Origin of the sequence: Streptomyces ipomoeae 91-03, from assembly GCF_000317595.1 — a bacterium.
Classification (GTDB): Bacteria; Actinomycetota; Actinomycetes; order Streptomycetales; family Streptomycetaceae; genus Streptomyces; species Streptomyces ipomoeae.
Genome location: NZ_AEJC01000373.1, coordinates 1 through 10558, shown reverse-complemented (window position 1 = coordinate 10558; position 10558 = coordinate 1). Strand labels below are relative to the sequence as shown.

Here is a 10558-nt window from a genome sequence, read left to right as displayed (position 1 = left end):
CGCCCGACATCACCGAAACCCCGGATCAGGGCCACACCAGGCAATACGGCTGATGCCCCGCCTCATGCAGGCGGTGGCTGAAGTCCTGCCACTCGTGCAGCAGTTGGTAGACGTTGAAGGCGTCCTGGGGGCCGCCTCGGTCCGGGACCGTCGACCAGATGAAGGCCGCCGCGCCGACCGCTTCCTCGCCGATGCCGCGCAAGGGGTCCACGACCGTCATGGGGAGCTTGACGACCGCGTAGTCGGGGTGGAGGACGACCAGTTCGAGCGGGGGCACCTTGTGGAGGGGCACACCTTCGATGCCGGTCAGCACCATCGCGGCCATCGTCTCCGGCTTGATCTTGGTGAACATGCCGTTCATGCCGAGCTCGTCGCCGCCGAGTTCCTCGGGGCGCATCGAGATCGGGACGCGGGCCGCCGTCGCGCCGTCGGGCGCGCCGAAGTATTTGTACGTCACCCCCACCCGACCACCATTCCCGCTCCCCGCCGTATGGAGCCGGTTGACCACCTGGTCGAGGCGGTCCGCACGGCGTCTGCGAGCCGCGCGGCTTCCGCGATCCACGAGGTCAGGCCGGTCCGTCCGGTCCGTCTGATCCATTCCGTCCACACGATTGACACGATCAACATGATCGGCGCGATCCATACGGTCCATACCGTCCATACGGCTGCGCCGCCCGATCCGCTCAGAACCGCCGCCCCGGATCCGGTCGGCGCCCTCACCGGGGGTTCCGTCCGCGTCACCGGCCCGATCGCTCGGCAGCGGGCCCGTACCGCCGTTCTCCAGTCGGTCGGAACCGCCCCCGGAGTGGTCGGTGTGGGAAGGGATTCGGTCCGGGGCGGAGTGAGGTCGGTCCGTGGGGGGCTGGGTTCGGTCCTGGGGCCGATCGTCGGTGTGCTCGGGGCGGGTGCCGTCGGGGCGCATTCGGTCCGTTCCGGGCAGGAGCCGGTCCATACCGGGCTGGGGGTGGTCCGTGCCCGGCTGGATCCGGTCCGTGCCGGGTGCCGTTCCGGTCGGGTCGCCCTGGAGGCGGTCCGGCTCGGTCTGCGGGCTCTGCGCACCGCGTCGGCGGCGGGAGAAACGCCAGCCTTCCTCCGGCTGCTGGTTGCGCGAGCGGTCGCGTGAGGCGTGGCGGCCGGGGGCGTCGCCGCGCGGGCCGGCGGGCGAGTCCGGCCCGCCCTGCCCGTCCTGAGGGCCATGGGTGCCGTGAGGAGGCTGAACGCCATGAGAGGGCTGAATGCCCGGGACGCCCTGAGCGTCCTGGGTGTTGCGAATGACCGGGATGCCCTGACTGTCCTGGGTGTTCTGGACGATCGGGATGCCCTGGCTGTCGTATGTGCCGTGTGCACCCTGCGGACCGTACACGCCGGGCCGGCCGTGCGGGGGATACGGAGGCTGTGATCCCGGCGACGACTGGGGGGCCGACGGGGTCGAGGGGGTCGACGGGATGGACGGGGCCGACGGGGTCGATGACGGCTCGGGGTCCGACCAGTTCTCCGGGCCGTTGAAGCCGCGCCGACGCCCGGACGAGCCTGGTTGTCCCGATTGTCCCCGCTGTCCCGGCTCTCCTGGCAACCCCGGCTGCCCGGGAGCCCCTGAACGCCCCGGCTGTCCGGACTGCCCGAGCTGCCCCGGCGCCTCCGATTGCCCCGGCGTACCCGCCTGTCCCGGTTGCCCGGAATGCCCCGGCTGCTCGGACCGCCCCGACCGCCCCGACCGCCCCGGCTGCTCTGGTTGCCCGGACTGCCCGGACTGCCCGGACGGGCCAGGCTGCCCGGACTGCCCGGACTTGCCCCGCGACCTCAGCGCCCCGAGCGACGAACCCAAAGACCCCAGCGGGCCCAACCCCCGCGACGGCCCCGTCGGGCCGGCGTGTCCGGACGGGCCGCTCTGACTCGGGCCCGTCGACCCGGGACCGGTCGCACCCGGCCCGCCCTGGCCCTGCCCGTCGTGACCCGGAGCCTGGCCCGGGCCGCCCTGGTCGGCGGCTCCGCCCTGCGCGCCCGAGGCGCCGAAAGCGCCCGGCATGCCCGGCGTGCCCGGCGTGCTCGACGGACCCCCGGGGCCACCGGTGTTGCCGGAAGCGCCCCGGTCCTTACGTGTTGTCTCTGCTGTGTCCTCCGCCTCGCGCCGGTGCCTGCCCCGCCGGGCACGTCGAGGACCGAGGTCACCGGTCCCCTCGCCCAGTCCGCCACCGCGATGCATATCTCCACCCGAACGCATTTCTGGGACGCGTGGCCCCCGCCGCGCCACCCGATCATCGTGTCAGTGACCTCCCCTGCGACCGCCCGCCGAAACGTGCGTGGAAACACCAGTCCGCAGGATCTTCGGAGCCTCTGACACCATGGCCTGTGTGAGCTATCCGTACGAGGCCCAAGTCTCTCAGACCGTTGAAGGCCGAGACGCGGGCATCGTGTCGGTGGTCGGCTCGCCGGCGGCCCCGTGGCTCAGATCTTCCGCACGGCGGCCAAAGAGTGCTGGCCTACGCTGAAGGCGTCACGAGCGACGGAGTCGGAGAAGTTGGAGAAAGCGCAGGTCATGCCCCAACGGCCCTATTCATATGAAGCCCCGGTCTCGCAGACTCTTTTCGAGCGCGCGGCGGCCGTCACGCCCGGTGGCGTGAACTCTCCCGTGCGCGCCTTCCGCGCCGTGGGCGGTACGCCCCGGTTCATGGTGTCCGGTACCGGTCCGTATCTCACCGATGCCGATGGCCGTGAATACGTCGACCTCGTGTGTTCATGGGGGCCCATGATCCTCGGGCACTCCCGTCCCGAGGTCATCGCCGCCGTCCAGGAGGCCGTCGCGCGCGGTACCTCCTTCGGTACGCCCGGCGAGGGCGAGGTCGCGCTCGCCGAGGAGATGGTCGACCGGGTCGGACCGCTGGAGCAGGTGCGGCTCGTGTCCAGCGGGACCGAGGCCACCATGTCGGCGATCCGGCTCGCCCGCGGCTTCACCGGCCGCACCAAGGTCGTCAAGTTCGCCGGGTGCTACCACGGGCACGTCGACTCGCTGCTCGCCGCCGCCGGGTCCGGGGTGGCCACCTTCGCGCTGCCCGACACCCCGGGCGTCACCGGCGCCCAGGCCGGCGACACCATCGTCCTCCCCTACAACGACCTCGACGCCGTACGCGCCGCCTTCGCCGCCCACCCCGGCGAGATCGCCTGCCTGATCACCGAGGCCTCCCCGGGCAACATGGGCGTCGTACCGCCGCTGCCCGACTTCAACCAGGGGCTCAAGGACATCTGCGCCGAGAACGGCGCGCTGTACATCTCCGATGAGGTCATGACCGGCTTCCGGACCAGCCGTGCCGGGTGGTTCGGGATCGACGGGGTCGTCCCTGATCTGATGACCTTCGGGAAGGTCATGGGGGGTGGCTTCCCCGCCGCCGCCTTCGGGGGGCGCGCCGATGTGATGGCTCACCTCGCGCCCGCCGGACCCGTCTACCAGGCCGGCACCCTCTCCGGGAATCCCGTCGCCACCGCCGCCGGGCTCGCGCAGCTGCGGCTGCTGGACGACGCGGCGTACGGCATCGTCAACGCCGTCTCCGTGCAGATCCAGGGGCTCGTCAGCGAGGCACTCGGCAAGGAAGGCGTCGCGCACACCGTGCAGTCCGCCTCCAACATGTTCTCCGTGTTCTTCACGGACCAGCCCGTGCGGAACTACGAGGACGCCAAGGCGCAGGAGTCGTACCGCTTCAACGCCTTCTTCCACTCGATGCTGTCGCAGGGTGTGTACTTGCCGCCGTCGTCCTTCGAGTCGTGGTTCGTGTCCACGGCCCATGACGAGCAGGCGGTTCAGCGGATCGCCGACGCCCTTCCGGCGGCGGCGCGGGCAGCGGCGGAGGCCACGGCGGCATGAGCGACAACCACATCGGCGACAACGACATCACGGTCGTCCATCTGATGCGGCACGGCGAGGTCGCCAACCCGGACGGGGTCCTGTACGGGCGGCTCGCCGGCTACCACCTCTCCGACCTCGGGCGGCGCATGGCCGACCGGGTCGCCGAGCACCTCGCCCCCCGCGACATCACGTATGTCGTCGCCTCGCCCCTGGAGCGGGCACAGGAGACGGCCACGCCGATCGCCAAGGCGCACGGGCTGGACATCGCCACCGACGCGCGGCTCATCGAGGCCGACAACGTCTTCCAGGGCAAGACCTTCGGGGTCGGCGACGGCGCGCTGAAGCGGCCGGAGAACTGGAAGCACCTCGTCAACCCCTTCAAGCCGTCCTGGGGGGAGCCGTACGTCGACCAGGTCGTACGGATGATGGGGGCGCTCGACGCCGCGAAGGACGCGGCGCGCGGGCACGAGGCCGTGCTCGTCTCGCACCAGCTGCCGATCTGGATAGTGCGGTCGTACGTCGAGCGGCGGCGGCTCTGGCACGATCCCCGGCGGCGGCAGTGCACGCTGGCGTCGTTGACGACGTTCACGTATCAGGGGGACAAGATCGTGTCCGTGGGGTACAGCGAGCCGGCGCGGGATCTCGTGCCGGCGCATCTTCTGGCCGGGGCCAGGCCTGTCAAGGGGAAAGACAAGGCTTTTGGCGCCTAGCGGGTCGGGCGACTGAGGAACCCCCGAGGCCGTACGTCTCTCCTATAGGCGTACGGCCTTTTCCTTGCCCACTTCCTACGCCCGCCCCGTCGGCGTACGCCCCGTCACGAAGCGTATGGGGTGCCGCATCTGAGCGTATTCGGGTCAAAGGCTCTTAAATATGCGCCAGACCGGTGGAACCCCGGCGTTTCCGACGCCCTCTAAATCGGTGTCCTTCACGTAAGGGGTGAGGGATCTGACGAAGGGGGATGCAATGCGTGAAATATCGCGAAGGGGAATGCTCGGGCTCGGTGCGGGTGTGGGTGCCACGGCCGCCCTGGGGCTCGCCGGGTGCGGTACGGGGCTCGGAGGCGGGCCCAGTGAGGCCGGTGGTACCGGTGGCTCCAGGGGTGGCAAGGGCTCCGGGGGCTCCGGGGGCAAGAAGAACCCCGTGAAGCCGCTGGGGGACGGGTCCACCGCCGACACGGGGAAGCAGCCGAATCAGCCGGGGAAGCCGAGGGCACTGGAAGTCGGGGAGACGCCGCCGCAGTTCGTGGTGTTCTCCTGGGACGGTGCCGGTGATGTCGGGAACGGGCTCTTCGAGCGGTTTCTGAAGGCGGGGCGGGAGCACGACGCCCATATGACGTTCTTTCTCTCGGGGATCTATCTCCTCCCCGAGTCGAAAAAGCGCAAGTACCTGCCGCCGAACAACGCGCCCGGCGCGTCCGACATCGGTTATCTGACGGACGAGCACATCAAGTCGACGCTCGGCCATCTGCGGACCGCCTGGCTCGACGGCCACGAGATCGGCACCCACTTCAACGGGCACTTCTGCGGCGACGGCTACGGCTCGGTCGCCAAGTGGACGCCGAAGCAGTGGCGCAGCGAGATCGACCAGGCGAAGGCGTTCGTCAAGGAGTGGAAGACCAACAGCGGCTGGACCGACGTCGAACCGCTGCCCTTCGACTACGACAAGGAGCTGATCGGCGGGCGGACGCCCTGTCTGCTGGGGCAGGAGAATCTGCTGCCCACCGCGCGTGAGCTCGGCTGGCGGTACGACTCCTCCTCGCCCGGCGGGCTTCAGGTGTGGCCGCGGAAGAAGGGCGGGGTGTGGGATCTGCCACTGCAGTCCATACCGTTCCCGGGGCGGCGGTTCGAGGTGTTGTCCATGGACTACAACATCATGTTCAACCAGTCCCAGAACTCCACCCAGGCCCCGCCCGCCAACTACCCGGCGTACCGCACGCAGGCCACCGGGGCGTACGTCGCCGGGTTCCAGCGGGCGTACGAGACGAACCGGGCGCCGCTGTTCATCGGCAACCACTTCGAGGAGTGGAACGGCGGGGTCTACATGGACGCCGTGGAGGAAGCGCTCAAGCACATCGCGGCGGAGAAGGAGAAGGCCAAGGACGGGGAGATACGGATCGTGTCCTTCCGGCAGTTCGTGGACTGGCTCGACGCGCAGAAGCCGGAAGTCCTCGCCAAGCTCCAGACCCTCGGGGTCGGACAGGAGCCCACGGGCGGCTGGAAGCAGTTCCTCGGCGCCGGGTCGGCCGCCTGAGCGTGCCCGGCATCACGTCCCCGAGCCGATCCGACACCGGGCGCCCGCCCCGGCCCGAACCGGCCGCCGATCCGGCCGGATACCGGCGTCGACCTGGTGGAACATCCGCCGTCGACCCCGCCGTGGGGTCGCGAAACGGGCATGCGAAACTTTTCACATGAGTGTCCGTACGAGCCGTAGTCGTGCCGCTTTGCTCGCCGCCGGGGCCGCAGCCCTGACTCTCGTGCTGTCCGCCTGCTCGGGCGGGGGCATCCAGGGTGGTGGTGGCGGGACGGGGTTCGTCGCCGGCTCCGACGGGATCGCGACCGTGAAGAAGGGGGACCGGGCCACGGCCCCCACGCTCTCCGGCAAGACCATCGACGGCGGCACGCTCGACGTCGCCTCCCAGTACAAGGGCAAGATCGTCGTCCTGAACGTATGGGGCTCCTGGTGCCCGCCGTGCCGTGCGGAGGCGCCCAACTTCGTGAAGGTCTCGGCGGACCTCGCCGACCAGGGCGTGCAGTTCGTCGGCATCAACACGCGCGACACCAGCACCCGCCCCGCGCAGGCCTTCGAGGACGAGTTCAAGGTCACCTACCCCAGCCTGTACGACCCGACCGGGAAGCTGCTGCTCCGCTTCGAGAAGGGCGCGCTCAACCCGCAGATGATCCCCTCCACCCTCGTCGTGGACCGGGACGGCAAGCTCGCGGCGCGGGCCCAGAAGCCGCTCACCGAGGAGCTGCTGCGCAAGATGCTCAAGCCGATCCTCGCGGAGAAGTGACGTGTCGGGTACGACGACCGTGACCGCGACCACGCACGCGCTGACCACCGCGGCCGATCTCACCGGAACCGTGAACAGCGGCGCCCTGCTCCTCGCGCTGCCCGTCGCGGTGCTCGGCGGGCTCGTCTCCTTCTTCTCGCCCTGTGTACTGCCTCTGGTGCCCGGCTATCTGTCGTACGTCACCGGAGTCGGCGGCACCGATCTGGCCGACGCCCGGCGGGGGCGGATGGTCGCCGGGGCCGGGCTGTTCGTGCTCGGGTTCACCGCGGTGTTCGTCTCCAGCGGGGCGCTCTTCGGCTACTTCGGCCGGACGCTCCTGAAGCACCAGGACGTGCTGTCCACCGTCCTGGGCGTGCTCATGATCGTCATGGGGCTGTTCTTCATGGGGCTGATGCCCTGGCTGACCCAGCGGGAGTTCCGCTTCCACACCCGGCCGACGACCGGCCTCATAGGGGCTCCGGTCCTCGGCGCGCTCTTCGCGATCGGCTGGGTGCCCTGCATCGGCCCGACCCTCGCCACGGTGAACGCCCTCGCCCTGCAAGAGGCGAGCGCGGTGCGCGGGGCCGTACTGATGGTGGCGTACTGTCTGGGGCTGGGCCTGCCCTTCGTGCTCGCCGCGGTGGCCTTCCGCAAGGCGCTCGGCGCCTTCGCCTGGGTCAAGCGGCACTACGCGTGGGTGCTCCGCATCGGCGGCGGGATGATGATCGCGATCGGCCTGCTCATGCTGACCGGCGTCTGGGACCGCATCGTGCAGGAGATGCAGGTCTGGTCCAGTGGCTTCACCGTGGGGATCTGAGCCATGAGTACGACGAGCACGAACGAGACGGGCAAGGGCGCCACCGCGAACGACGCCGCCTCTTCGGGGGCCGCGGGCGGGAGCGGCGCCGGTGACGACGGTGATCTCGGGGGCGCCGGGGCGCGGTTGTCCACCGCGCCGCAGGAGGACGCCGCCCCCAATCTGCCCTCGCTGGGTGTGATCGGGTGGGCCCGCTGGTTCTGGCGGCAGCTGACCTCCATGCGGGTCGCGCTGATCCTGCTGTTCATGCTGTCGCTCGCGGCGATCCCGGGCTCGCTGATCCCGCAGTCGGGGCAGGACGAGACCAAGGTCGCCGACTTCATGGAGCGGCACGACACGCTCGGGCCGATCTACGAGAAGCTCGGGCTGTTCCACGTCTACAGCTCGGTGTGGTTCTCGGCGATCTACATCCTCCTGTTCGTCTCGCTCATCGGCTGCATCGTGCCCCGCACCTGGCAGTTCGTGGGCCAGCTCCGCAGCCGTCCGCCGGGCGCCCCCAGGCGGCTGACCCGGCTGCCCGCGTACGCGACCTGGCGTACGGAGGCCACGCCGGAGCAGGTGCGCGAGGTCGCCCTCAAGGCGCTCAAGCGGCGCCGGTTCCGCGCGTATGTCGCCGGGGACGCCGTCGCCGCAGAGAAGGGCTATCTGCGGGAGGCCGGCAACCTCGCCTTCCATCTCGCCCTGATCGTGATGCTCATCGCCTTCGCCTGGGGCCAGCTCTACCGGTCCGAGGGCAACAAGCTGATCCTCGAAGGCGACGGGTTCGCCAACACCCTCACGCAGTACGACGACTTCAAGTCCGGCAACCTCTTCAGCGCCGACGACCTCAACCCGTTCAGCTTCGACCTGAAGAACTTCCGGGGTACGTACGAGGCCACCGGCCCGAACAAGGGGACGCCGCGGGTCTACGAGGCGACCGTCTCCTATGCCGTCGGCGCCGAGGGCAAGGAGCGGACGACCAAGATCGAGGTCAACAAGCCGCTGGAGATCGACGACTCCAAGGTCTACCTCGTCAGCCATGGGTACGCGCCCGTCGTCACCATCCGGGACGGCAAGGGCAAGGTCGTCTTCAGCGCCGCGGTGCCGCTGCTGCCGCTGGACGCCAATGTCACCTCCACCGGTGCGATCAAGGTCATGGACGGCTACCGCAATGCCGAGGGCGAGCGGGAACAGCTCGGTTTCCAGGCGTTCTTCCTCCCTTCCTACGGCGGGCCGAACACCGCGGTCGTCTCGCAGTTCCCGGCGCTGCTCAATCCCGTGCTGAACCTGGAGCCGTACCACGGGGACCTCGGGGTCGACGCGGGTGTGCCGCAGAGCGTGTACCAGCTGGAGAAGCGGAAGCTGAAGGCGTACAAGGACTCCAAGGGCGCGCAGGTACGGGAGAACCTGAAGCCGGGGGAGACCATGAAGCTGCCCGGAGGGAACGGGTCGGTCACCTTCGAGGGTGTCAAGGAGTGGGCCGGCTTCCAGATCACCCAGCAGCCCGGGAGTGGGTGGGCGCTGGGTGGGGCCGTCACCGCGATTCTCGGTCTTGCCGCCTCTCTGTTCATCCAGCGGCGGCGGGTGTGGGTGCGGGCCGTCGCCGGGCCTGACGGGGTGACCGTCGTCGAGATGGCGGGGCTTGGGCGTAGTGAGTCGGCGAAGGTGCCGGAGGAACTGGGTGACCTTGCTGCGGTGATCCATGACGAGGCTCCAACTGTTGCTGAGGCTGAGGCTGACTCCGATGCCGAACTGTCTGATGAAGGGGCTGAGACGAAGTGACTCTCGCCGGTGCTGCCGAACTCGCCGCCGCGACCAATGAGAATCTCGCGAACATCAGCAACACGCTGATCTACTCCGCGATGGCCGTGTACACCTTGGCCTTCTTCGCGTACATCGCCGAATGGCTTTTCGGCAGTCGGAGCAAGGTCGGTCGTACGGCTGCCGCGCTGACCGCCGGTGGGAAGGGGGGCGCGGAGGCCAAGAAGGCGGACGTGCCTGCGGTGACCGTGAAGTCGGCCGGTGGGACCTCCGTGTTGGAGCGGCCGAAGGTGGTCGTGCGGGCCGCCGCCGGGGCGCGGGACGTGCCGGACGGGCCCGGGGCGCACGGTGGCGACGAGCAGGGCGACCTCTACGGGCGTATCGCCGTGTCCCTGACCGTGCTGGCCTTCGCCGTCGAGTTCGGCGGGGTGCTGACACGCGCGCTCTCGGTGGAGCGGGCGCCGTGGGGCAACATGTACGAGTTCAACATCACCTTCTCCACCGTGGCCGTCGGCGTGTACCTCGCGCTGCTCGCGCTGAAGAAGAACGTCCGCTGGCTCGGCCTTCCCCTGATCACGACCGTCCTCCTCGATCTCGGTCTTGCCGTCACTGTCTTGTACACCGCCAGCGACCAGTTGGTTCCCGCCCTCCACTCGTACTGGCTGTACATCCACGTCTCCACCGCGATCTTCTGCGGCGCCGTCTTCTACGTGGGCGCGGTCGGCACGGCCCTGTACCTCTTCAAGGACTCCTACGAGAGCAAGTTGGCGAACGGCGGTACCCCCGGCCGGTTCGCGACCTCCGTCATGGAGCGGCTGCCCGCCTCGGCGTCGCTCGACAAGTTCTCGTACCGCGTGAACGCCGCCGTCTTCCCGCTGTGGACGTTCACGATCATCGCGGGCGCCATCTGGGCGGGTGACGCGTGGGGCCGTTACTGGGGCTGGGACCCCAAGGAGACCTGGTCCTTCATCACCTGGGTCGCGTACGCCTGTTACCTGCACGCCCGTGCCACGGCCGGCTGGAAGGGGCGCAAGGCCGCGTACATCGCGATCGCCGCGTTCGCCTGCTGGCTGTTCAACTACTACGGCGTGAACATCTTCGTCAGCGGCAAGCACTCGTACGCGGGCGTCTGACCCGGTACTCCCCGTACTCCCCGTACTCCTCCGTACGTACT

General features: G+C 69.5%; 8 protein-coding genes. 7 read left to right on the top strand and 1 reads right to left on the bottom strand.

The genetic code is table 11. The features are described 5' to 3' along the window. Positions 1 to 25: 25 nt before the first annotated feature. Positions 26 to 463 (bottom strand): hypothetical protein, encoded by a 438-nt coding sequence (locus STRIP9103_RS51810; protein ID WP_048820878.1) that lies wholly within the window; start codon positions 461 to 463, stop codon positions 26 to 28. Between the two features lie 2073 nt (positions 464 to 2536). Between STRIP9103_RS51810 and hemL the strand changes: the two genes are divergently transcribed. The 7 genes from hemL (at position 2537) to ccsB (ending at position 10517) form a co-directional block, all read left to right on the top strand. Next, positions 2537 to 3856, top strand: a complete 1320-nt coding sequence (hemL, locus tag STRIP9103_RS24125; protein ID WP_048820880.1) for a glutamate-1-semialdehyde 2,1-aminomutase — start codon at positions 2537 to 2539, stop codon at positions 3854 to 3856. Next, positions 3853 to 4548, top strand: coding sequence for a histidine phosphatase family protein (locus STRIP9103_RS24120; protein ID WP_009321033.1), 696 nt, complete (start codon positions 3853 to 3855; stop codon positions 4546 to 4548). Before hemL ends, STRIP9103_RS24120 begins: the two co-directional genes overlap by 4 nt. Positions 4549 to 4801: 253 nt before the next feature. After that, entirely contained in the window at positions 4802 to 6088 is a 1287-nt protein-coding gene (locus tag STRIP9103_RS24115; protein ID WP_009321035.1) for a polysaccharide deacetylase family protein, read from the top strand. 157 nt (positions 6089 to 6245) lie between these two features. Continuing rightward, the gene (locus tag STRIP9103_RS24110) at positions 6246 to 6848 is read left to right on the top strand and encodes a TlpA family protein disulfide reductase (protein WP_181800319.1); all 603 of its coding nucleotides are present in this window, start codon (positions 6246 to 6248) and stop codon (positions 6846 to 6848) included. Between the two features lies 1 nt (position 6849). After that, positions 6850 to 7644: a cytochrome c biogenesis CcdA family protein gene (locus STRIP9103_RS24105; protein ID WP_009321037.1), complete on the top strand. Its 795-nt coding sequence runs from the start codon at positions 6850 to 6852 to the stop codon at positions 7642 to 7644. 3 nt (positions 7645 to 7647) lie between these two features. Continuing rightward, on the top strand, positions 7648 to 9405 hold the full coding sequence (gene resB / locus STRIP9103_RS24100; protein WP_009321039.1) for a cytochrome c biogenesis protein ResB: 1758 nt from the start codon (positions 7648 to 7650) through the stop codon (positions 9403 to 9405). Then, complete coding sequence (ccsB, locus tag STRIP9103_RS24095; protein WP_009321034.1) at positions 9402 to 10517, top strand: c-type cytochrome biogenesis protein CcsB; 1116 nt, start codon at positions 9402 to 9404, stop codon at positions 10515 to 10517. The genes resB and ccsB overlap by 4 nt, the downstream gene beginning before the upstream one ends. The last annotated feature ends 41 nt before the right edge of the window (positions 10518 to 10558 follow it).

Excerpts from the sequence above, each read along its gene's own strand:
- hemL (WP_048820880.1), top strand. The coding sequence starts at position 2,537 with ATGCCCCAACGGCCCTATTCATATGAAGCCCCGGTCTCGCAGACTCTT.
- STRIP9103_RS24120 (WP_009321033.1), top strand. The coding sequence starts at position 3,853 with ATGAGCGACAACCACATCGGCGACAACGACATCACGGTCGTCCATCTG.
- STRIP9103_RS24115 (WP_009321035.1), top strand. The coding sequence starts at position 4,802 with ATGCGTGAAATATCGCGAAGGGGAATGCTCGGGCTCGGTGCGGGTGTG.
- STRIP9103_RS24110 (WP_181800319.1), top strand. The coding sequence starts at position 6,246 with ATGAGTGTCCGTACGAGCCGTAGTCGTGCCGCTTTGCTCGCCGCCGGG.
- resB (WP_009321039.1), top strand. The coding sequence starts at position 7,648 with ATGAGTACGACGAGCACGAACGAGACGGGCAAGGGCGCCACCGCGAAC.